At 69.6% G+C, this 21028-nt stretch carries 21 protein-coding genes; 6 read left to right on the top strand and 15 right to left on the bottom strand.

The window, feature by feature from the left end; genetic code table 11:
- Positions 1-151: 151 nt before the first annotated feature.
- The 4 genes from AC0699_RS16360 to AC0699_RS16345 form a co-directional block, all read right to left on the bottom strand.
- The gene (locus AC0699_RS16360; RefSeq protein WP_478660386.1) at positions 152-2764 is read right to left on the bottom strand and encodes a P-loop NTPase family protein; all 2613 of its coding nucleotides are present in this window, start codon (positions 2762-2764) and stop codon (positions 152-154) included.
- 209 nt (positions 2765-2973) lie between these two features.
- Entirely contained in the window at positions 2974-3297 is a 324-nt protein-coding gene (locus AC0699_RS16355; protein ID WP_478660384.1) for an STAS domain-containing protein, read from the bottom strand.
- Between the two features lie 277 nt (positions 3298-3574).
- Positions 3575-4423, bottom strand: a complete 849-nt coding sequence (locus AC0699_RS16350; protein ID WP_478660382.1) for a 3-hydroxyacyl-CoA dehydrogenase family protein — start codon at positions 4421-4423, stop codon at positions 3575-3577.
- Positions 4424-4551: 128 nt separating this feature from the next.
- Complete coding sequence (locus tag AC0699_RS16345) at positions 4552-5190, bottom strand: TetR/AcrR family transcriptional regulator (RefSeq protein WP_478660381.1); 639 nt, start codon at positions 5188-5190, stop codon at positions 4552-4554.
- A gap of 81 nt (positions 5191-5271) precedes the next feature.
- Here AC0699_RS16345 and AC0699_RS16340 point away from each other — a divergent pair, with 81 nt between their 5' ends.
- Genes AC0699_RS16340 through AC0699_RS16330 form a run of 3 tightly spaced genes read left to right on the top strand, consistent with a single transcriptional unit; the run spans position 5272 to position 7415 of the window.
- The gene (locus AC0699_RS16340; RefSeq protein WP_478660379.1) at positions 5272-6054 is read left to right on the top strand and encodes an ABC transporter ATP-binding protein; all 783 of its coding nucleotides are present in this window, start codon (positions 5272-5274) and stop codon (positions 6052-6054) included.
- A gap of 9 nt (positions 6055-6063) precedes the next feature.
- Positions 6064-6813 carry an ABC transporter permease gene (locus tag AC0699_RS16335; protein ID WP_478660377.1) on the top strand — a complete coding sequence of 250 codons (750 nt, stop codon included), beginning with the start codon at positions 6064-6066 and terminating at the stop codon, positions 6811-6813.
- A 29-nt stretch (positions 6814-6842) separates the two neighbouring features.
- Entirely contained in the window at positions 6843-7415 is a 573-nt protein-coding gene (locus AC0699_RS16330; RefSeq protein ID WP_478660375.1) for a cob(I)yrinic acid a,c-diamide adenosyltransferase, read from the top strand.
- A 23-nt stretch (positions 7416-7438) separates the two neighbouring features.
- Here AC0699_RS16330 and AC0699_RS16325 read toward each other — a convergent pair whose 3' ends face one another.
- The gene (locus AC0699_RS16325) at positions 7439-8014 is read right to left on the bottom strand and encodes a hypothetical protein (RefSeq protein WP_478660373.1); all 576 of its coding nucleotides are present in this window, start codon (positions 8012-8014) and stop codon (positions 7439-7441) included.
- A gap of 152 nt (positions 8015-8166) precedes the next feature.
- On the opposite strand from AC0699_RS16325, the gene AC0699_RS16320 reads away from it, so the two are divergent.
- The 3 genes from AC0699_RS16320 (at position 8167) to AC0699_RS16310 (ending at position 12039) form a co-directional block, all read left to right on the top strand.
- Entirely contained in the window at positions 8167-9378 is a 1212-nt protein-coding gene (locus tag AC0699_RS16320) for a sensor histidine kinase (RefSeq protein ID WP_478660371.1), read from the top strand.
- Entirely contained in the window at positions 9375-10031 is a 657-nt protein-coding gene (locus AC0699_RS16315) for a response regulator (RefSeq protein ID WP_478660369.1), read from the top strand. The genes AC0699_RS16320 and AC0699_RS16315 overlap by 4 nt, the downstream gene beginning before the upstream one ends.
- 160 nt (positions 10032-10191) lie before the next feature.
- On the top strand, positions 10192-12039 hold the full coding sequence (locus tag AC0699_RS16310; protein ID WP_478660367.1) for a glycosyl hydrolase family 18 protein: 1848 nt from the start codon (positions 10192-10194) through the stop codon (positions 12037-12039).
- 192 nt (positions 12040-12231) lie between these two features.
- On the opposite strand, the gene AC0699_RS16305 is transcribed toward AC0699_RS16310, so the two are convergent.
- From AC0699_RS16305 to AC0699_RS16260, 10 genes are all read right to left on the bottom strand, one after another.
- Positions 12232-12678: a DUF2550 domain-containing protein gene (locus AC0699_RS16305; protein WP_478660678.1), complete on the bottom strand. Its 447-nt coding sequence runs from the start codon at positions 12676-12678 to the stop codon at positions 12232-12234.
- A gap of 133 nt (positions 12679-12811) precedes the next feature.
- On the bottom strand, positions 12812-13183 hold the full coding sequence (locus AC0699_RS16300) for a F0F1 ATP synthase subunit epsilon (RefSeq protein ID WP_469768935.1): 372 nt from the start codon (positions 13181-13183) through the stop codon (positions 12812-12814).
- A gap of 294 nt (positions 13184-13477) precedes the next feature.
- Positions 13478-14932, bottom strand: a complete 1455-nt coding sequence (atpD, locus tag AC0699_RS16295; RefSeq protein ID WP_478660365.1) for a F0F1 ATP synthase subunit beta — start codon at positions 14930-14932, stop codon at positions 13478-13480.
- On the bottom strand, positions 14932-15852 hold the full coding sequence (locus AC0699_RS16290) for a F0F1 ATP synthase subunit gamma (RefSeq protein WP_469768937.1): 921 nt from the start codon (positions 15850-15852) through the stop codon (positions 14932-14934). The genes atpD and AC0699_RS16290 overlap by 1 nt, the downstream gene beginning before the upstream one ends.
- A gap of 20 nt (positions 15853-15872) precedes the next feature.
- Positions 15873-17471, bottom strand: a complete 1599-nt coding sequence (gene atpA, locus AC0699_RS16285; RefSeq protein WP_478660363.1) for a F0F1 ATP synthase subunit alpha — start codon at positions 17469-17471, stop codon at positions 15873-15875.
- Positions 17472-17591: 120 nt separating this feature from the next.
- Positions 17592-18407, bottom strand: a complete 816-nt coding sequence (locus AC0699_RS16280; protein WP_469768939.1) for a F0F1 ATP synthase subunit delta — start codon at positions 18405-18407, stop codon at positions 17592-17594.
- Entirely contained in the window at positions 18404-18952 is a 549-nt protein-coding gene (locus tag AC0699_RS16275) for a F0F1 ATP synthase subunit B (RefSeq protein WP_478660361.1), read from the bottom strand. Before AC0699_RS16275 ends, AC0699_RS16280 begins: the two co-directional genes overlap by 4 nt.
- 40 nt (positions 18953-18992) lie before the next feature.
- A complete protein-coding gene (atpE, locus tag AC0699_RS16270) occupies positions 18993-19229 on the bottom strand; it encodes an ATP synthase F0 subunit C (RefSeq protein WP_453662638.1) in 237 nt (78 codons plus the stop codon).
- Positions 19230-19307: 78 nt separating this feature from the next.
- Positions 19308-20078: a F0F1 ATP synthase subunit A gene (gene atpB, locus AC0699_RS16265; protein ID WP_453662646.1), complete on the bottom strand. Its 771-nt coding sequence runs from the start codon at positions 20076-20078 to the stop codon at positions 19308-19310.
- Positions 20079-20352: 274 nt separating this feature from the next.
- A complete protein-coding gene (locus tag AC0699_RS16260; protein ID WP_478660359.1) occupies positions 20353-20790 on the bottom strand; it encodes a hypothetical protein in 438 nt (145 codons plus the stop codon).
- Between the last annotated feature and the right edge of the window lie 238 nt (positions 20791-21028).

The raw sequence follows: 21028 nt of genomic DNA, 5'->3' as shown, positions 1-21028 counted from the left end.
TGGGAGACGAACAGCGGGGGTGGGTGGGTGGTTTGGGACGACACCGCCCGACGGGGCAGGGAGGAAGACAGGTTGCTCTTTGTGGGGTTTTGGGGGGGGGGGGGGGGGGGGCCCCCCCCCCCCACACACCCCCATCAGGGCGTCAGGACCGTCAGGACGCGGAGCCGCTGGGCAGCGCCTCGCTGCTGCTGGGACTGGTACCGCCCGTGGTGCCGCCGCCCGTGCCGGCCGTCGTGCCGCCGTCCGTGGTGCCGCCGGTCGTGGTCCCGCCGCTGTCCGTGCCGCTGGTGGTCGTACCGCTGCTGTCCGTGCCGGTCGACGTCGTGCCGCCGTCCGTGCTGCCACTCGTCGTGGGAGAGCTGCTGCCACCCGTGGTCGGGGACGAACTGCCCCCCGTGGTGGGTGAACTGCTGCCGCCCGTCGTCGGCGAGGAGCTGCCGCCCGTCGTGGGAGAGGGCGACGAACTGCTGCCGCCGGTCGTGGTCGGCGACGCACTTCCGCCGCCGGTCGTGGTCGGCGACGAACTTCCGCCGCCGGTCGTGGACGTGCCTCCGGTCGTCGAACCCGTCGTGCCCGATCCCCCGCCCGTGTGCGACGGGTCGCCACCCGGCGTCGACGGGTCGCCCGCCGAGCCGCTCTCGCCCGGCTGGGCGGTGCCGGGCGTGCCCGACGTGTCGCCGCCGGTCGTGCCGGCGGGGCGGCGGGTGGAGTCGTCCGCCGGTTCGTCCGCGTCGAGGCCGTCGCCTCCGTCGTCCTCGTTCGCCGACTGTTCGTTGGTGACGCGGTCCGCGGGGTCCTCGTTGCCGGAGGTCGCGCCCAGGGTCACCACCGTGCCGAGGACAGCGGCCAGCAGCGCACCCGCGCCGGCCGCGACCAGGTTGCGGCGGGTGCCGGTGAGAATCGTGCGGCGGGCACGCTCGGCCACGGACGGCGACGGGGTCTCCTGACGGGTGACCAGCGTCTCGGCCGGTTGCAGGGCGGCCGGGACGCCCCGGGGCGGGGACGCCGACTCCTCGTACCGCGCGGCCGGGACCTCCTCGCCCGCCGGGGTGCGCCCCCCGGGTGCGTGGCCGCCTTCGCGGTCGGCCACGAGCGCGAGGGCCCGCCGGCCGGCGACCGTACCGCTCTTGTCGGCGAGCGCGCCGCGCATGCCGATGGACGCTTCCAGTTCGGCGCGGGCCCGGTCCAGGTTCCCGGCGCACAGCGCGAGCACGCCCAGCTCATGGTGGAAGTACGCCTCTTCGGCGACCTCACCGGCGATCCTGGCCGCCTCCTGGCCGGTCCGCAGCGTGCGCTCCCAGGCGCCCCAGTGCAGTCCGGCGGCGAACGCGGGCGCGGCGCTGCGGGCGAGCAGCACGGCGGCGCTGGATTGTCCTGCCTCGTCGCCCGGCACCAGCGCGCTCATCGCCGCGAGGATCGCGTCGGCCTCGGTCGCCGCCCGCTCGGGCGCCACCGAGGGGTGGCCGGCCCACCAGGCGTAGTGCTGGGCGGCGGTGTGGGCGCGGGCCACGGCGCCCTCGCCGTAGCCGATGGCTTCCAGCTGGGCCGCGACGCCCGCCGCCAGCCGGTAGCGGGAACCGACGGGGGTGAGCAGGGCGCAGCTGGTCAGTTCGCCGAGTGCGGCGTCCGCGTGGGTGTCCCCGACGAGGGCGGGCAGATGCGCCTGGTGCGGGACCTCGCCGCCGAGCGCGACGGCGAACCGGAGGGTGTCACGGGCCGATTCGCTGAGCCGGGAGGCGAGCAGCGCGGCGGGCGCGGCGCCCTCACCCAGCGTCGGCAGCGGTACGTCGTGGCCGTCGGCGAACACGTTGTCCGCGGCGTCTTCGTCGTCGTCCGGTCCGTCGGGCACGACGCGGAGCGCGTCGCGCTGCCGCAGCAGTGCGCCCGCCTGGACGAAGCGCAGCGGCAGACCCTCCGACTCGAACCAGAGGTCACCCGCCCAGTTCGCCTCGTCGTCGGTGAGCGACCGGTCCACGGCCCGCTCCAGCAGCTCCAGGGCGGCGCTGCGGCCGAGCCCGGGGAGGAACACCTCTTCGAGGTGGGAGTCGGCCGAGGGTGCCGCGACGTCGGGTGTCGCGGCGAGCAGGAAGGCGCACTCGGGGGTGGCGTCGAGGAGCTCGTCCAGCGCGCTGCCGCCGAACTCCAGGTCGTCGAGGACGACCACAGCACCGATGTCACGGACGAACTCGAGCAGTCCGTCCCGGTCGGGGCGGTGCAGCGGCGCGCTGTGGACGGCGGCGAAGAGTTCGTACAGCAGCTCGGTCGGCGTGCGGTGGTAGCCGGAGAGGCGGACGACTCCGTCGGGTGCGAGGTCCGCGCAGTCGGCGGCGACGGCGTCGAGCAGGGCCGTGCGCCCGGAGCCCGCGGGTCCGGTGAGCCGGACCGACCGGCCGCGTCCCAGCAGCCGTACCAGCCGCTCGCGCTCCTCGTGGCGCTCGAGCAGCGGCAGCGGGGGCGCGGCGGGGCCGGGCGGCAACGGCGGCTGGGCGGCACGCCGACGCTCCTCGCGCACCTCGGGGCTGTGCCGGACCGGTCGGTCCGGCTGTTCCCCGGGCCGGCAGGGCTCTATCTCACTGCCGTCGACGGGGTTGACGGTGATCAGGAACTCACCGGAGACGAGCCGGACGGTGCGGGCGACCGCGGGTGTCTTCTGTGCGAAGTCGGGAGTCACCGCGTCGCGCTGCGGTCGCTGCGCGCTGCCGTCCTCGTCGAGGCGGTTGTTGTCGTGGCCGTACTCTTCCGGTCCCCGGTTCATCGGGTCCATGGTCAAAGCCCCCCAGATCGCGTCTCGTGCGGAAGCCCTCCCGGCCTGTCTGCACGCACCGCTGTCGCTTCTGGTCCGGTGCCCGCCGTGATGGGTCTGTGAATCGGCAGGCGACCGAACCCTAGACCTTCGCTCAGTATCCGGGAACAGGCGGGGTGCCGGGCCGCCCAGGACATCACGGTCTCGTGAGGATTGCGCGCCCTGCCCGGTCAGACCCGAGGCAGGGACTCTGCGGCGATTCCGCCCTCGATGGCCAGGATTCGGTGGAGCCGGGTGGCCACCAGGAGGCGCTGCATCTGGGGCGGCACGCCGCGCAGGACGAGCCGCCGGCCGCAGCGGCCGGCCCTTCGGTGCGCCCCCATGATGACCCCGAGTCCGGTGGCGTCCCAGGAGTCCAGATCGGTCAGGTCGAGTACCAGGTCGCCGACTCCGTCGTCGACGGCCGAGTGCAGGACCGTACGGGCGTCCGCCGCGCTGCGGACGTCGAGGCGGCCCTCGACGACCAGCCCGGCGTGGTCGCCCCTGATGTGCATATGCGCTCCCCGAGAGTGCTTTCTCCGTCAGGTCTGTCTGCTCTGTCTGCGTTCCGACCGCTGGTCCTGCTGGTCCTGCTGGTCCTGCTGGTCCTGCTGGTCCTGCTGGGTCCCGCTGGTCCTGCCGGCCCTGCTGCGGTTCCACTGCGGTTCTGCTGCATATTTCTTTGCAACAACTGACTGCCGTACGGACAGAGAAGTTGCCGCCTGTAAGCGAACCGATACCGAATTCACCCTGAGGGGTGACGATGCGCAGACTCGTGCGGTCGGTGCACGGTCAGTGCTTGTAGAAGCCCTGCCCGCTCTTGCGGCCGATGTCACCGGCGTCAACCATCCGGCGCATCAGCTCCGGCGGCGCGAACTTCTCGTCCTGCGACTCGGTGTAGATGTTGCTGGTGGCGTGCAGCAGGATGTCGACACCCGTCAGGTCGGCGGTGGCGAGGGGGCCCATGGCGTGGCCGAAGCCGAGCTTGCAGGCGATGTCGATGTCCTCGGCGGTCGCGACGCCCGATTCGTACAGCTTGGCGGCCTCGACGACGAGCGCCGAGATCAGGCGGGTGGTGACGAAGCCCGCGACGTCACGGTTGACGACGATGCAGGTCTTGCCGACGGACTCGGCGAACTCGCGGGTGGTGGCGAGGGTTTCGTCGCTGGTCTTGTAGCCGCGGACGAGCTCGCACAGCTGCATCATCGGGACGGGCGAGAAGAAGTGCGCGCCGACGACGCGCTCCGGACGCTCCGTCACGGCCGCGATCTTCGTGATCGGGATGGCGGAGGTGTTGGAGGCGAGGACCGCCTCGTCCCGCACGAGCTTGTCGAGGGCGCGGAAGATCTCGTGCTTGACCTCGAGCTTCTCGAATACGGCCTCGACGACGATGTCCGCGTCGGCGACGGCGTCGAGGTCGGTGGTCGTGGTGATGCGGGCCAACGCCGCGTCGGCATCGGCCGCTTCGAGCTTGCCCTTGGCGACGAACTTCTCGTACGAGGCCTTGATGCCGTCGGTGCCGCGGGTCAGGGCCGCGTCGGTGACGTCACGCAGCACGACGTCCCAGCCCGCCTGGGCGGAGACCTGCGCGATGCCGGACCCCATGAGTCCGGCCCCGATGACGGCGAGCTTCCTGGCCACTGCTGCACCCCTTAACACACGTTTACATGTCGTATCCCTGCCGGAGGTTATCGGTCGTGGGCGGCCCTGTGGCGGCGAAGAGATGCGCGTCACGTCTCAGATGACGGACATCACACTGGTACGGGCCGTCATGTGAGCCGTGCCGCATAACCGAGGACCCGCTCGCTGAGCAGATCCTCCATGTCGTCGATGAGGACGAGCACCTCGCGGGAGACGTCGACGGGCCGGCGACCGGCCATCATCTCCCGGCCGATGGCGCCCATGGCGGTCTCGTACACCCAGTTGATCTGTCCGGCCATCAGGGCGGGCATCACGTCGTCGGGGGCGGCGTCCGTCTCCTCGCGCAGCGCCTGCGCCAGCCGGTCGACGATCTCCCGCTGGAAGGTCAGGACACGGGACTGGAGGGAGGGGGCGCCGTGGATGACGCGGAGGAAGCGCTCGTACCCGTCCACCAGTCCGACCGACGGTGAGACCGCCTCCACCTCGGTACGGAGTTCGCGCAGCACGGCCGCGGCCGCCGGCTCGCCCGCGTCCCGCGCGCGGACCCAGCGCGCGAGCCGGTCGACGAGGGCGGTCTCGCGGTCGAAGAAGAGGTCCTCCTTGGCGGGGAAGTAGTTGTAGACGGTGTTCACGGAGACGTCCGCGGCTTCCGCGATCTCCGCGATCGTCACCGCGTCGAAGCCTCGCTCCATGAACAGGCCCGTGGCCATGTCCGAGATGTGCTGCCTGGTCCGGCGCTTCTTCCGCTCCCTGAGTCCCTCAGCCATGGGCTTCATCGTAGCCCTCGTTGGGCTTCCTTGATTTTTGGAGTCATTGCAAATTTTCAATGGCTCTGTTTTTCTTGGGGCATGGCAGTCATCACGACCTCCGGCCTGGCCCGGACGTTCACCACGAAGAGCGGACCCGTCGACGCGGTCCGCGGCATCGACCTCACCGCCGAGCGAGGCGAGATCCTCGGTTTCCTCGGACCGAACGGCGCGGGCAAGACCACGACCCTGCGCATGCTCACCACACTCCTGCCGCCCACCGGCGGCACCGCCACCATCGCGGGCCGCGACCTCACGACGGACCCCGCGGGCGTGCGCGAGAAGATCGGGTACGTAGCCCAGTCCGGCGGCGTCGACCCGAACGTGACGGTGCGCGAGGAGCTCGTGACCCAGGCGCGGTTCTACCGCTTCTCCCGGGCCGAGGCGGCCGCCCGCGCCGAGGAGCTCGCCCGCGACCTGGACCTCACCGGTCTCCTCGACCGCCCGTGCGCCGCGCTCTCCGGCGGCCAGCGGCGCCGGCTCGACATCGCGATGGCGCTCACCCACCGGCCCGAGGTGCTCTTCCTCGACGAACCGACGACCGGCCTCGACCCGGGCAGCCGCGCCGATCTGTGGCAGCTGGTGCGGCGGCTGCGCGACGAGTACGGCACCACCGTCTTCCTCACCACGCACTACCTCGACGAGGCGGACGAGCTGTCCGGCCGGATCGTCGTCGTCGACAACGGCTCCGTCGTCGCCACGGGTACCCCGGCCGCGCTGAAGGAGCGGCACGCGGGGTCGGCGGACGCCTCGCTCCAGGACGCCTTCCTCGCCATCACCGGACGCGGTCCCGCGCCGGTGGACACCACCCCCGTCGCCGTCTAGGAGTCCCCTGTGCTGATGCACGACACCGCGCTGGTCTTCGGCCGGTACGCCCGCCAGACACTGCGCTCCGCGTTCCAGATGCTCTTCGGCGTCCTGATGCCGCTGCTGTATCTGCTCTTCTTCGGGCCGCTGCTCACCGGTCTGCCGCTCGGCTCGCAGGGCGACTCCTGGCAGGTGCTGGTGCCGGGACTGCTGCTGCAACTGGTGCTGTTCGGCGCGTCGTTCGCCGGGTTCGGCGTCATCGTCGAGAAGCAGACGGGCGTCGTCGAACGGATGCGGGTCACCCCGGTCAGCCGGCCGGCGCTGCTGCTGGGCCGGGTGCTGCGCGATGCCGCGGTCCTCGTCCTCCAGTCCGTACTGCTGGTGCTGGCCGCGACGGTGCTGGGACTGCGGGCGCCGCTCGGCGGCATCCTCATCGGTTTCGCCTTCGTCGCCGCACTGACCATCGGGCTCGCGTCGCTCTCGTACGCGACGGCGATGCGGGTCTCCACGCCGCAGGAGTTCGGGCCGCTCATCAACGCCGTGACCATGCCGTCGATGCTGCTGTCCGGGCTGATGCTGCCGATGGCGCTGGCGCCGCTCTGGCTGGACGTCCTCTCGCACTTCATGCCGTACCGCTATCTGGTGGACGCGGTACGGGCCGGGTACGTCGGCGACTACGGCGGTACGGCGATGCTGTACGGAGTCCTGGCCGCCCTCGGCTTCGCGGCGCTCGGCGTGGCCGCGGGGACACGGGTCTTCCGGAAGGCCGGCGCGTGAGTCAGCGGGTACGTAACTAGGCTGGCCACATGGTCAATCTGACGCGCATCTACACCCGCACCGGCGACAAGGGCACGACGGCGCTCGGCGACATGAGCCGCACCGCCAAGACCGACCTGCGGATCTCGGCGTATGCCGACGCCAACGAGGCAAACGCGGTCATCGGTACGGCCGTCGCGCTCGGGCAGCTGCCGGAGGAGGTCGTGAAGGTCCTCGTCCGGATCCAGAACGATCTCTTCGACGTGGGCGCGGATCTGTCCACACCGGTCGTCGAGAACCCGCAGTACCCGCCGCTGCGGGTGGAGCAGTCGTACATCGACAAGCTGGAGGCGGACTGCGACCGCTTCCTGGAGGACCTGGAGAAGCTCCGCTCCTTCATCCTCCCGGGCGGCACGGCGGGGGCGGCGCTGCTGCACCAGGCGTGCACGGTCGTCCGCCGCGCGGAGCGCTCCACGTGGGCGGCGCTGGAGGTGCACGGCGAGACGATGAACGCGCTGACGGCGACGTACCTCAACCGGCTGTCCGACCTGCTGTTCATTCTGGCGCGCACGGCCAACAAGGAGATCGGGGACGTGCTCTGGGTGCCGGGCGGCGAGCGCTAGCTCCACGCGGACCGGTTGCGGCGCTAACGCTCCACGCGGACCGGTTCGCGGTCCGGCTTCGCGGGCGCCGGTGCCTTCTTCGGCCAGATCGCGTACGTCAGCGCGACCAGGCCGTGGATGCCGGCCGTCCGCCACGCCGCGTACATCCAGCTCTCCAGCGCACCGGTCCGGCTCGCGTCGCCCACGTACCAGATCGCGATCTGCAGCAGCGCGGTCGCGACGGCCGCCCCGGCCAGCGTGCCCAGCCAGATCCTCCCCTCGTGGCGGGCCCGGGCCGTCCCGTACCGCGGCGGCTTCGCCGGCGGCGGGGCCCCGCCGAGGCGGTGCGCCGCATGCCCGTCGAGCCACTTCACCGTGCGGTGGCCGTGGCCGACGGTGTAGCCGACGTAGAGCGCGGCCAGACCGTGCGTCCAGCTCGGGTCGGCGCCGTTCTTGAGATCGACCGCGGTCGCGACCAGCAGCACGACCTCCAGCAACGGCTCGCACAGCAGCAGCGCGGCGCCCGTCCGCGGCATCCTCAGCAGATAGCGCACGGCCAGTCCGGCGGCCAGCAGTACCCAGAAACCGATCTCACAGATCACGATCAGCGTGACGATCATGGCGTCGCTCCCTTCGTCCCGATCCAGAATCGCTGCCGGGGAGCGCGGGATCGTCGTCGTGAGTGACGAACCGTGACTGCATCGTTCGATGTATCCCGGGCTCAGCCCGGACGGGGAGGACCGGAGCTGCCGGCTCCGTGTTTGATGGAGCGGTGACGTTCCCCCGCCCCCACCGCGACGACACCTTCTTCGCAGCCGCCGGCCTCGCCGGCGGCCTACTGCTGTGGTCTCTCGGGCTGCACACCACCACGGGCGTCCGCCCGCTCACCGCGTCCTGGGTGACGCTGGTGCCGCTGGTCGTGATGGCCTCCATGGAGCTGCTGCGGCGGACCCTGCCGCAGACGGCGCTGGCCGTGGGCACTCTCGCGGTGGTGGCGGACCAGCTCACGAAGGGCAACATGGCGACGGTCCTGATGTTCACGGACCTCGTGTACACCGCCGTCGTGTACGGCACGCCCGCCGCCGCCCGCCGTATCCCGTACACGACGGGGCTGGGCACGGTCGCGGCGACGGTCGGGTTCCTCGCATGGTTCCGGGAGCCTGCCGCGCTGCTGATCGGGCTGGTCGTCGGCCTGGCGTCGTTCGCGCCCGCCACCACCGGCGCGCTCGTCCGCAACCACCGAGAGGCCGCCGACACGGCACGGCTGAGGGCCGAGCAGACCGCACTGCTCGCCGAGATGGACCGCAGGCAGGCGGTCATCGCCGAGCGCGCCCGGATGGCCCGCGAGCTGCACGACATGGTCGCCAACCATCTGTCGGCGATCGCCATCCACTCCACCGCCGCGCTCTCCCTCGACAAGCCGTCGACCACCCGGCAGGCGCTCACGGTCATCCGGGAGAACAGCGTGGAGGGCCTCGCGGAGATGCGCCGGCTGATCGGGCTGCTCCGGGACAGCAGCAGCGGTGAAGCCGAGCCGGCCGCCGCGCCGACGCTCACCGGCCTCGACGCGCTGATCGCACAGGCGCGTACCAACGGCGGGGCGAGCGGGCTGACCTTCACTCTGGACGACGCCCGGGAGGAGGGCGTCGCCCTGCCCGCGCCGGTGGAGCTCGCGGCGTACCGGATCGTGCAGGAATCGCTGACCAACGCGTTGAAGCACGCCGATCCGGGTGAGGTCGCGGTGAGTCTCGCGGGCGCGGCGGGGAACGCGCTGACGGTATCGGTGACGAGTCCGTACGGCAGCCGGCCGGGCCCTCGCGCTCCGGGTTCCGGCGCCGGGCTGGTGGGCATGCGGGAACGGATCGCACTGCTGGACGGGGAGTTCGCGGCGGGGCCGGAGCCGGGTCCGCCCGCCGGACCGGCGAAGATCTGGCGGGTACGGGCAGTGCTGCCCATGGTGGACGACAAGGAGCCCTCGGCATGAGCGGTGTGATCCGCGTACTGGTCGCGGAGGACCAGAGCGCCGTGCGGGCCGGGCTGGTCCTCATCCTGGGCAGTGCCCCCGGTGTCGAGGTGGTCGGGGAGGCCCCGGACGGCGAGGAGGCAGTGCGCCTGGCCCGGGAGCTGCGCCCGGATCTGGTCCTCATGGATGTGCAGATGCCCCGTCTGGACGGGGTTTCCGCGACCCGGCAGGTGGTCGCGGAGGGCCTGTGCGACGTCCTCGTGCTGACCACCTTCGACCTCGACGAGTACGTCTTCGGCGCGCTGCGCGCCGGGGCCGCGGGCTTTCTGCTGAAGAACGCGGACGCGAAGGACCTGATCGAGGCGGTGCGTACGGTCGCGCGCGGCGAGGGGCTGATCGCCCCGGCCGTCACCCGCAGGCTGATCGCGGAGTTCGCGGCACCGGCGCCCGTACGGTCCGCGAACGCGCCGGACCCCGCTGTGCTCGACGCCCTGACGCGTCGTGAGCGTGAGGTTCTGTCGTGTCTGGGTCAGGGGCTGTCGAACGCCGAGGTCGCGGTGCGGCTGCAGATGGCGGAGGCGACCGTGAAGACGCATGTGAGCCGGCTACTGGGGAAGCTGGAGCTGCGCAGCAGGGTGCAAGCGGCCGTCCTGGCCCAGGAGTTGGGGATCTGAGGAACCGCGGGGCGCACCCTCGTTCGACTTTGGTCTGGACCTATTGACGATTGGTCCAGACCTCCCTACTCTCGCCGCACGGCACGCCGCGGTGAGCCCCGCGGAGTGCGCTGCACGGACCGACCCCGGATTTGTCCGTCCGCAACTCGAGGAGCACCCCTTGAGCACGAGTACCCCCCGCATCAGAAGCAGATTCAGATCCAGAGCGACGGCGGGACTCACCGCCCTGCTGCTCCCCCTGGCCGCGATGGTCGGCCTCGCCACCCCCGCCGAGGCGGCCACCTCCGCAACGGCGACCTACGCCAAGGTCCAGGACTGGGGCACCGGCTTCGAGGGCAAGTGGACGGTGAAGAACACCGGCACCACCTCGATCGCCTCCTGGACCGTCGAGTGGGACTTCCCCTCCGGCACGTCCGTCACCTCCGCCTGGGACGCCGACGTCACCAGCTCCGGCACCCACTGGACCGCCAGGAACAAGTCGTACAACGGCACCCTCGCTCCCGGCGCCTCGGTCTCCTTCGGCTTCAACGGCGCGGGCCCCGGCTCCCCGTCCAACTGCAAGCTCAACGGCGGTTCCTGCGACGGCGGGACCATTCCCGGCGACAACCCGCCGTCCGCCCCCGGCACTCCGTCCGCGAGCAACATCACCGACACCTCGGTGACACTGAGCTGGACCGCGGCCACCGACGACAACGGCATCAAGAACTACGACGTGCTCCGCGACGGTACGAAGGTCGCGACGGTCACCGGTCTCACGTACACCAACACCGGGCTGACCGCCGGCACGGACTACTCGTACACCGTCCAGGCCCGTGACACCGCCGACCAGACGGGCCCGGTCAGCGGCGCCCGCGCCGTCCGCACCACCGGCGGCGGAGGCGGCGGCGGAGGCGGCAAGGTCAAGCTGGGCTACTTCACCGAGTGGGGCGTCTACGGCCGCAACTACCACGTGAAGAACCTGGTGACCTCCGGCTCCGCGTCGAAGATCACCCACATCAACTACGCCTTCGGCAACGTCCAGAACGGTCAGTGCACGATCGGCGACGCCTATGCGGACTACGACAAGGCGTACACCGCCGACCAGTCCGTCGACGGAGTCGCCGACACCTGGGACGCCGGAGCCCTCCGCGGCAACTTCAACCAGTTGCGCAAGCTCAAGAAGGCGTACCCGAACATCAAGGTGCTCTGGTCCTTCGGCGGCTGGACCTGGTCCGGCGGCTTCCCGCAGGCCGCGGCGAACCCCACCGCCTTCGCCGACTCCTGCTACCGCCTGGTGGAGGACCCGCGCTGGGCCGATGTCTTCGACGGCATCGACCTGGACTGGGAGTACCCGAACGCCTGCGGTCTGTCCTGCGACACCAGCGGACCTGCCGCGTTCAAGAACCTGATGCAGGCCATGCGCGCCAGGTTCGGTACGAACAACCTGGTCACGGCCGCCATCACGGCGGACGCGAGCAGCGGCGGCAAGATCGACGCGGCCGACTACGCGGGCGCGGCGCAGTACACCGACTGGTACAACGTGATGACGTACGACTTCTTCGGCGCCTGGGCGGCGCAGGGCCCGACGGCTCCGCACTCCCCGCTCACGTCGTACGCCGGCATCCCGCAGGCGGGCTTCAACTCCGCCGAGGCGATCGCCAAGCTCAAGGCGAAGGGCGTCCCGGCGGCGAAGCTGCTGCTCGGCATCGGCTTCTACGGCCGCGGCTGGACGGGCGTGACCCAGTCGGCACCGGGCGGCACGGCGACCGGCCCGGCCCCCGGCACCTATGAGCAGGGCATCGAGGACTACAAGGTCCTCAAGAACTCCTGCCCGGCCAATGGCACGGTCGCGGGCACGGCGTACGCACACTGCGGCTCGAACTGGTGGAGCTACGACACCCCGTCGACCATCGGCGGAAAGATGAGCTGGGCGAAGAACCAGAGCCTGGGAGGCGCGTTCTTCTGGGAGTTCAGCGGCGACACCGCGAACGGTGAGCTGGTGAGCGCGATCAACAGCGGCCTGGGATAACACCACCGGCCGGGTACGGCAGCGGGGGCGGTGCATCGCACCGCCCCCGCTTCACGTTCTGCGTCCTGCGGCCTGCGGCCTGCGTTCCGCGCTCCGCGTTCCTGGCTCTGCGTTCCTGGCTCTGCGCCCTACGCGACATTGGCTCTCCCCCGGACTCCGTCCGGCGGACCCTCAACCAACGAGGCCCTTGGTTCAAGCCACATTGACTCGTTGCCCGGGAGGCGCCGCCTCCAGCCAGGCGAGGAAACCGGTCAGTGCGTCCTCGCTCATCGCCAGCTCAAGGCGCGTCTCCCGGTGGAGACAGCCCAGCACGATCGCGTCCGAGAGCAGCGCCAGCTCTTCCTCGCCCTCCGGCGTACGCCGCGAGAGCACCTCGATCTGGGAACGCTCCAGGACCCGCCGCGGCCGGGGCGCGTACGAGAAGACGCGGAACCATTCGACCCGGTCACCGCTGTAGCGGGCGACGCCGTACACCCACCCTTTGCCGGAGTGGTCGCTCACCTCCGGGACGTTCCAGCGCAGGCTGCAGTCGAAGGTGCCGCCGGAGCGCTGGATCAGTCTGCGGCGCAAGCCGAAGACGAAGAGCCCGATCACCACCAGTGCGACGACCAGTCCGCTCACAAGCAGAGCGAGGAACATCTTCACCGACCTCCTCGCTTCGTCCCGTAGCGGAATACAACCTGCACCTGCACCTGCATTGCCTCAGCCGCGACCCGGTCTGGAGAAGTCCAGCACGGGCCGCGGCTGAGGGTGGTCCATCAGCGGGGTGCGCTCAGCGCACCGCCACCGCACGCAGCCGGACGTCGGCGCGCCGCTCGGCGGCAGCGTCCGACTCGGCCTTGGCGCGCTCCAGCGCACGCTCGGCGCGCTGGGCGTCGATCTCGTCCGCCAGCTCGGCGATCTCCGCCAGCAGCGACAGCTTGTCGTCGGCGAACGAGATGAAGCCGCCGTGCACAGCGGCCACGACCGTTCCCTCGCTCGTACGGATGGTCACCGGGCCCGATTCCAGCACACCGAGCAGCGGCTGGTGACCGGGCATGACGCCGATGTCGCCGGACGTGGTGCGCGCCACGACCAGGGTGGCCTCGCCGGACCAGACCTGGCGGTCGGCGGCGACCAGCTCGACGTGCAGCTCAGCAGCCAAGGGTGGCTCCTCGGGTCACCACCCGGCGGTCATGCCGGGTGTTGGGTCATAAGTCTAATAGGGCTCCGTGCGCCGAAACGCCGGGGCTCACCCCATGCCTCACGGCCGGGGGTCCGGGGGTCGCCCCCCGGGAAACACAGCGGGCTCCGTGCGCCGAAACGCCGGGGCTCCCCCCAAGCCTCACGGCCGGGGGTCCGGGGGTCGCGCGGCGTCAGCCGCATACCTGTGCGGTCCCCTGGTAGGGCGTACAGAGGGGGGCGGGAGGCACCCGCCCCCCTCTGTGAGTCACGGGACTCAGGAGACGCCGAGCTCCTTGGCGTTGGCCTTGAGGTCCTCGAGGCCACCGCACATGAAGAACGCCTGCTCGGGGAAGTGGTCGTACTCACCGTCGCAGATCGCGTTGAACGCGGCGATCGACTCGTCGAGCGGAACGTCCGAACCGTCCACACCGGTGAACTGCTTCGCCGCGTGGGTGTTCTGGGACAGGAAGCGCTCGACACGACGGGCACGGTGGACAACGAGCTTGTCCTCCTCGCCCAGCTCGTCGATACCGAGGATCGCGATGATGTCCTGGAGGTCCTTGTACTTCTGCAGGATTCCCTTGACGCGCATGGCGGCGTTGTAGTGGTCCTGCGAGATGTAGCGCGGGTCCAGGATGCGGGACGTGGAGTCCAGCGGGTCCACCGCGGGGTAGATGCCCTTCTCGGAGATCGGACGGGACAGAACCGTCGTCGCGTCGAGGTGGGCGAAGGTGGTGGCCGGCGCCGGGTCGGTCAGGTCGTCCGCGGGGACGTAGATCGCCTGCATCGAGGTGATCGAGTGACCACGGGTCGAGGTGATGCGCTCCTGCAGGAGGCCCATCTCGTCCGCCAGGTTCGGCTGGTAACCCACCGCGGACGGCATACGGCCGAGCAGGGTGGACACCTCGGAACCGGCCTGGGTGAAGCGGAAGATGTTGTCGATGAAGAACAGCACGTCCTGCTTCTGCACATCGCGGAAGTACTCCGCCATGGTCAGACCGGCCAGGGCCACGCGCAGACGGGTGCCCGGGGGCTCGTCCATCTGGCCGAAGACCAGCGCGGTCTTGTCCAGCACGCCGGACTCTTCCATCTCCGCGATGAGGTCGTTGCCCTCACGGGTGCGCTCACCGACACCGGCGAACACGGAAACACCCTCGTGCAGCTTGGCCACACGCATGATCATTTCCTGGATGAGGACGGTCTTGCCCACACCCGCGCCACCGAACAGACCGATCTTTCCACCCTTGACGTACGGGGTGAGAAGGTCGACGACCTTCAGGCCGGTCTCGAACATCTCGGTCTTCGACTCGAGGTCCTCGAACTTCGGGGCCTTGCGGTGGATCGCCCAGCGCTCGGTCTCCTGGCCGTTGGCCTCCGGCTCGTTCAGCACCTCACCGAGGGTGTTGAACACCTTGCCCTTGGTGAAGTCGCCGACCGGGACGGTGATGCCCTTGCCCGTGTCGGTCACCGGGGCCTGGCGGACCAGACCGTCGGTGGGCTGCATCGAGATCGTACGGACCACGCCCTCACCGAGGTGCTGGGCAACCTCGAGGGTCAGGGTCCGGGTGGCACCGGCCTGGGCCGGGTCCGCGACCTCGACGGTCAGCGCGTTGTAGATCTCCGGCATCGCGTCGACGGGGAACTCCACGTCGACGACCGGGCCGATGACCCGCGCGACGCGGCCAGTGGCCACGCCAGCAGGAGCGGTCGGCTCAACAGTGGTGGTCATTAGTAGTCACTCCCCGCGGTCGCGTCGGCCAGGGCGCTCGCGCCACCGACGATCTCGCTGATTTCCTGGGTGATTTCGGCCTGGCGGGCCGCGTTGGCAAGTCGGGAATACGTGTTGATCAGCTCGCCCGCGTTGTCGGTCGCCGACTTCATCGCCCGGCGGCGGGCCGCGTGCTCGGAAGCGGCGGCCTGCAGCAGAGCGTTGTAGATCCGGCTCTCGACGTACCGCGGCAGCAGGGCGTCGAGGACGTCCTCCGCCGACGGCTCGAAGTCGAACAGCGGAAGGATCTCGCCCTTCTTGCTGTCCGCCTCCTCGTTGACCTCGGCGAGGCTGAGCGGCAGCAGCCGGTTGTCCACCGGCGTCTGCGTCAGCATCGAGACGAACTCGGTGAAGACGATGTGGAGTTCGTCCACACCACCCTCGGCCGTCTCCTTCTCGATCGCCTCGATCAGGGGCGCCGCGACCGCCTTGGCGTCCGCGTACGACGGGTTGTCGGTGAAGCCGGTCCACGAGTCCGCGATCTTGAGCTCACGGAAGCCGTAGTAGGCGACACCCTTGCGGCCGACGATGAAGGTGTCGACGTCCTTGCCCTCGCCACGGAGCCGCTCGGTGAGCCGGGCGGCCGTCTTGATGGCGTTGGAGGAGTAGCCGCCGGCCAGACCGCGGTCGCTCGTGATGAGCAGTACCGCGGCGCGGCTCGGGGCGTCCGCCTCCGTGGTCAGCGGGTGCTTGGTGTTCGAACCGGTCGCCACCGCCGTGACCGCGCGGGTGAGCTCGGTCGCGTACGGCGTGGAGGCTGCCACCTTGCGCTGCGCCTTGACGATGCGCGAGGCGGAGATCATCTCCATCGCCTTGGTGATCTTCTTCGTCGCGGTGACCGACTTGATACGACGCTTGTAGACCCGGAGCTGTGCTCCCATGAGTCAGGTCCCTTCCGTCGTCACTTCGAGACGTTGACGGCGGCCGGAGCGTCCTCGCCGAGGAGCTTGCCGTCGGAGGTCTCGAACTGCTTCTTGAAGGTGTCGATCTGCTCCGCGATCTTGGCGATGGTGTCGTCCGACATCTTGCCGCCCTCGACGATGGAGGTCATGAGGGGCTTCTGCTCACGGTGCAGGTACTCGAGGAGCTCGGCCTCGAAGCGGCGGATGTCCGCGACCGGGACGTCGTCCATCTTGCCGTTGGTGCCGGCCCAGACGGAGACGACCTGGTCCTCGGTGGAGTACGGGGCGTACTGCGGCTGCTTGAGCAGCTCGACCATGCGCTTACCGCGCTCCAGCGAAGCCTTCGACGCGGCGTCCAGGTCGGAACCGAAGGCGGCGAACGCCTCCAGCTCGCGGTACTGGGCGAGGTCCACACGGAGGCGGCCGGAGACCTGGCGGATCGCCTTGTGCTGGGCGGAGCCACCGACTCGGGAGACCGAGATACCGACGTTCAGAGCCGGACGCTGACCGGCGTTGAACAGGTCGGACTCCAGGAAGCACTGGCCGTCGGTGATGGAGATGACGTTGGTCGGGATGAACGCCGACACGTCGTTCGCCTTGGTCTCGACGATCGGCAGACCCGTCATCGAGCCCTTGCCCATCTCGTCGGAGAGCTTGGCGCAGCGCTCCAGCAGACGCGAGTGCAGGTAGAAGACGTCACCCGGGTAGGCCTCACGGCCCGGCGGGCGGCGCAGCAGCAGGGACACGGCACGGTAGGCGTCGGCCTGCTTCGACAGGTCGTCGAAGATGATGAGGACGTGCTTGCCCTCGTACATCCAGTGCTGGCCGATGGCCGAACCGGTGTACGGCGCCAGGTACTTGAAGCCGGCCGGGTCGGACGCCGGAGCGGCGACGATCGTCGTGTACTCCAGGGCGCCGGCCTCCTCCAGCGCGCCGCGCACGGACGCGATGGTGGAGCCCTTCTGGCCGATGGCGACGTAGATGCAGCGGACCTGCTTGTTCACGTCGCCGGAGCGCCAGTTGTCGCGCTGGTTGATGATCGTGTCGACGGCCAGAGCGGTCTTGCCGGTCTGACGGTCGCCGATGATCAGCTGACGCTGGCCACGGCCGATCGGGGTCATCGCGTCGACGGCCTTGTAGCCCGTCTCCATCGGCTCGTGGACCGACTTGCGCTGCATGACCGTGGGGGCCTGCAGCTCAAGGGCGCGGCGGCCCGAGGTCTCGATCTCGCCGAGGCCGTCGATCGGGTTGCCGAGCGGGTCGACAACGCGGCCGAGGTAGCCCTCGCCGACGGCGACGGACAGGACCTCGCCGGTGCGCTCGACCGGCTGGCCCTCCTCGATACCGCTGAACTCACCGAGGACGATGGCACCGATCTCGCGCTCCTCGAGGTTGAGGGCGAGGCCGAGGGTGCCGTCCTCGAACTTCAGCAGTTCGTTGGCCATGGTCGAGGGAAGACCCTCGACCTTCGCGATGCCGTCGCCGGCAAGGCTGACCGTACCGACCTCCTCGCGCGAGGCCGCGTCCGGCTTGTACGACTGGACAAAGTTCTCCAGCGCATCCCGGATCTCCTCCGGCCGGATCGTGAGCTCCGCCATCTGGGTTCCCTGCTCTCCTTGTTGGGCCCGAAGTTTCTTTGGGGGTCTGGGGTTCGACCCCCAGGAATCCTCTGCGGCCCAACCGGGCCGCTCTAGCAATGCTTTTTGAGTTGGTGGCCGTCAGCCGGCGATGCGGCGGTTCGCCTCGGCGATCCGGTCCGCGATCGTGCCGTCGATGACCTCGTCGCCGACGCGCACCGAGATCCCGCCGAGGACCTCGGGGTCCACGTCCAGGTTCAGGTGCATGTCGCGCCCGTACAGCTTCGCCAGCACGGCTCCGAGCCGCTGCTTCTGCTGGTCGGTCAACGGCACCGCCGAGGTCACGACCGCGACGATCCTGTTCCGGCGCGCCGCGGCGAGCTTGGAGAGGGACTCGAGTCCCGCTTCCAGGCTACGTCCCCGGGGCGCGGTCACAAGACGCACGACCAGACGCTCGGTGACCGGGCTGACCTTGCCGCCGAGCAGGCTGCGCAGCAGCTCGCCCTTGGCGGAGGCCTTCGCCGTGCGGTCCGTCAGCGCCGCCCGCAGCTCGGGGCTGGAGGTGACGATCCGGCCGAACCGGAACAGCTCGTCCTCGACGTCGTCGAGCACGCCGGCCTGCTGGGCAGCGGTGAGGTCGGCGGTGGCCGCCAGCTCCTCGACCGCGTCCACCAGGTCACGCGACTGCGACCAGCGGGAACGGACCATGCCGGAGACCAGGTCGACGGTCTCGCCGCCCACCTGACCGCTCAGCAGTCGCGCAGCCAGCTCGGCCTTGGCCTCACCGGCCTGCGCCGGGTCGGTCAGGACCCGACGCAGCGACACCTCGCGGTTGAGCAGCGCGGTAACGGCGGCCAGCTCCTCGGCGAGCTTCGCCGCGTCGACCGACGTGTTGTCGGTCAGCGCGTCGAGGGACTCGCGTGCGGCAACCAGTGCCTCGCGGCTCGCTCCGTTCATCGGGCAGCCTCGGCCTTCTCCTCGAGCTCGTCGAGGAAGCGGTCGATGGTGCGGCTCTGGCGGGCGTGGTCGTCGAGGGACTCACCGACCAGCTTGCCGGCCAGGTCGGTGGCGAGCTTGCCCACGTCCTGGCGCAGCGCGGACGCCGCGGCCTTGCGGTCGGCCTCGATCTGGGCGTGGCCGGCTGCGACGATCTCCTCGCGCTGCCGCTGGCCTTCCGCGCGCATCTCGGCGATGATCGCGGCGCCCTGCTCCGTGGCCTCCTGGCGCAGACGCGCGGCCTCGTGACGGGCCTCGGCGAGCTGAGCGCGGTACTGCTCCAGCACGCTCTGGGCCTCGACCTTGGCCGCCTCGGCCTTCTCCATGCCGCCTTCGATGGCCTCGCGGCGCTCTTCCAGAACCTTGTTGATGTTCGGGATGAGCTTCTTGGCGAGGAAGAAGAAGACGATGGCGAAGGCGATGGCGCCGACGAGCAGCTCGGGGCCCGGAGGAACAAGCGGGTTCTGCTTCTCCTCGGCCGCCAGCTGTACGAGGTTGGCGATCACATCAGTGCCTTTCGTCGAATGTGGTCAGTGATGGGTTAGATCACTGGCCGTAAACGAACGGCATAACGATGCCGATGAGGGCGAGCGCCTCACAGAAGGCGAAGCCGAGGATCTGGTTGGCACGGATCAGGCCGGCAGCCTCGGGCTGACGGGCCAGAGCCTGGGTGCCGTTACCGAAGACGATGCCGACGCCGACGCCGGGGCCGATGGCGGCGAGGCCGTAGCCGATGGAGCCGAGCGAACCGGTGACGGCGGCGAGGGTCTCAGTGGCAGCCATGCTGATTCTTCCTTTTCATTTACGGACCGGTGGGGGTTGGCCACCGGACGTTTCCGGGGTGGTACGGGGCGGGACTACTCAGTGGTGCTCGGCGAGAGCGCCCTGAATGTAGGAGCAGGCCAGCAGTACGAAGACGTACGCCTGGACGGCCTGGACGAAGAGCTCGAAACCGATCATGCCCATCGTCATCACGAAGGAGACGCCGGCGGCCGGGATCAGCCAGCTGTTCAGCAGGTACCAGGAGGCGACCGTGAACATCACCAGCATCAGGTGACCGGCGAACATGTTGGCGAAGAGTCGGACCGCGTGCGTGAACGGGCGCACGAGCAGGTTCGAGAAGAACTCGATGAACGACACCAGCCACTTGATCGGGCCGAGCGACGGGTCGTAACCGGTGATGTTCTTCCAGCCGCCGACGAAACCGTGGCGCTTGAAGGTCAGCGACACCCAGATCACGTAGACCAGAAGTGCGAGGACCATGGGGTACGCGATGATCGAGGCCACCGGGAACTGGGCCAGCGGGATCACGGACCAGATGTTCATGATCCAGACGAAGAAGAAGATCGAGACCATGAGCGGGACGTACTTCTCGCCCTCACGCTTTCCGATGGTCTCGTAGACGATGCCGCGGCGTACGAAGTCGTAGCCGGCCTCACCGATCATCTGGAGCTTGCCCGGCACCACCTTCGCCTTGCCGAAGGCCGCCCAGAAGAAGCCGACGACGACAAGCGTGGTGATCAGCGCGAGCAGCATCACCTTGTTGAACTCGAAGCCGCCGACGGTGGCCATCGGCTTGAAGAGAAAGGAGTGGAGGCCCGGTGCCGGAAAGCCACAGCCGTTGTCGGCCATGATGCGGCAGCTCCAGTCAAAGGCGAGCGTGGTCTGTTCAGCACTCACCGCGGGCTCCTTCGGCGTGACGCATGGGTTCGGCAACCTCGTTGTGTCGGCGCGGCGCGCAGCCGCGAGTCGGCACCGGACTGGTGTTTCGGATGTGGGGGCGGCGGTCAGGCATCGAGGCCTCGCGATCGAGCAGGCGTCAGCTCAGATGCCCGCGCCCGCAGTGCCGCAGTTGGCACCGGACGATAGCAGGATCGCGAACGCTCGCTTATCCCGGCCCTACCTGTCACGACGACGGCCCCGTCTTTTCGCCCTTGTGGGCATCGGACGGCTCCGGCTCGACGTAAAGGATTTTGGCCTTCATGTGGGCACGGGCCTGAGCAGCCACCCAGACGAGCGTCACCGCGATAAGCGTGGCCGCGAACGTCTTGGGTTCGAACAGAGTCGTGTTCTTGAAGGCGGCGATGAAGACGAACAGCACGAGCAGTTGCGTCGTGTAGAGCATCAGCCCCATCGCCTGGAACAGCTGCGGGAGGCTCTTCGCGGTCCGCTGCAGGACGACGATCCCGATGCCCATGAAGACGATGACCACCAGCGTGCCGACGACAGCGCCGAGGGCTCCCTTGCCGCCGGCGATCACACCGCTGATCACGGCGGCGATCGCGCCGGCGGCAGCGGTGGGTACGACGGTCTGAAGGAGAGTCCGGACGTCGTTGGACGGCATGGCGGCAGCTCCGCTTGGTGGTGGGGGCAGTGGTGTCGTCATGGACGAGCGTAGATCCGGTCCGAGGTGTGTCTCGGGGCCGAAGAGACCGTCGCACTACGGTCTTTCGGCTCTGTCTCCGGCTCTCGTGAACCGTATCACAAACTATTTGAATAGGTCTTTACCCAGGAGTGTGCCAACTCTCACACATGAGAGTGACCCTGCGCGTGTGTGCACGACAGCAGACCAGTTTGCCTGG

The organism is Streptomyces sp. NPDC043870, from assembly GCF_056435785.1.
Note: the sequence above shows the minus strand (reverse complement) of the source record. Positions and strands in the feature narration are given on the sequence as shown.